The organism is Cryobacterium sp. Hz7 (assembly GCF_004402815.1).
In the GTDB taxonomy this organism is placed as follows: domain Bacteria; phylum Actinomycetota; class Actinomycetes; order Actinomycetales; family Microbacteriaceae; genus Cryobacterium; species Cryobacterium sandaracinum.
The window spans coordinates 1-1,025 of record NZ_SOFB01000043.1 but is presented as its reverse complement, the minus strand read 5'-3'; the positions used below and the strand labels follow the sequence as shown (position 1 = coordinate 1,025).

The 1,025-nt window shown below is 62.3% G+C and carries 1 protein-coding gene and 1 pseudogene; both read left to right on the top strand.

The features are described 5' to 3' along the window. Nucleotides 1–669, top strand: a 669-nt coding sequence (locus tag E3N86_RS09140; protein ID WP_174843009.1) for a SufD family Fe-S cluster assembly protein, incomplete at its 5' end; no start/stop codon positions are given. Next, nucleotides 670–1,025, top strand: a pseudogene (locus E3N86_RS09135) (Fe-S cluster assembly protein SufD); the annotation flags it as partial.

Genomic DNA, 1,025 nt, shown 5'->3' with positions numbered 1-1,025 from the left:
GCGGTGGTCGAGATTGTTGTAAAGAAGAATGCCCGCGTTCGCTACACGACTATCCAGAACTGGTCCACGAACGTCTACAACCTGGTCACGAAGCGTGCGACGGCTGCGGAGGGTGCCACGATGGAGTGGATCGACGGCAATATCGGTTCCAAGGTCACGATGAAGTACCCGTCGATTTATCTGATGGGTGAGCACGCTAAGGGGGAGACCCTGTCGGTGGCGTTCGCGGGTCCCGGTCAGCATCAGGATGCGGGCGCGAAGATGATCCACATGGCGCCGTATACGCAGTCTTCGATCGTGTCGAAGTCCATTGCCCGGGGTGGTGGCCGGTCTGGTTACCGCGGTGAGGTGCGGGTGGATGCCACGGCGCACCACTCCGCGAACACGGTGCGCTGTGACGCGTTGCTGGTGGACACGAAATCGCGTTCGGACACGTATCCATCGATCGATATCCGGGTCGATGATGTGCAGTTGGGCCATGAGGCCACGGTGTCGCGGGTCAGCGAGGAGCAGCTGTTCTACTTGATGAGCCGGGGGATGCCCGAAGATGAGGCGATGGCCATGATCGTGCGCGGCTTCATCGAGCCGATTGCCCGGGAGCTGCCGATGGAGTACGCCCTTGAACTCAACAAGCTCATTGAAATGGGCATGGAAGGATCCGTCGGCTAAATGTCCGCCGTCTCTGCACAACTCAATTCCCCACCAACCACCCCGGCATCCACAACGGATGCCATGCCTACTGCGGAGCAGCACGGCATCAAGGAGCACTCGGACGGCCGTTTCGGTTATGTGCCGGTGCAGACCCGGTCGGACCGGTTCGCGAGCGTGAACGTGGCCGACTTCGGTCCCGTCACGGGTCGTGAAGCGGTCTGGAAGCTATCGCCGGTGAAGAAGTTCACCGACCTGACCGCGGGTGTGCTCGACGGGTCGGAGTACCCGGTCGAGTCTTCACGCGTCGCCGGGGTCAGCGTCGCCTGGGTCGATCGCACCGACCCGCGGATCGGTTCGGCCGGGGCGCCCGAGGA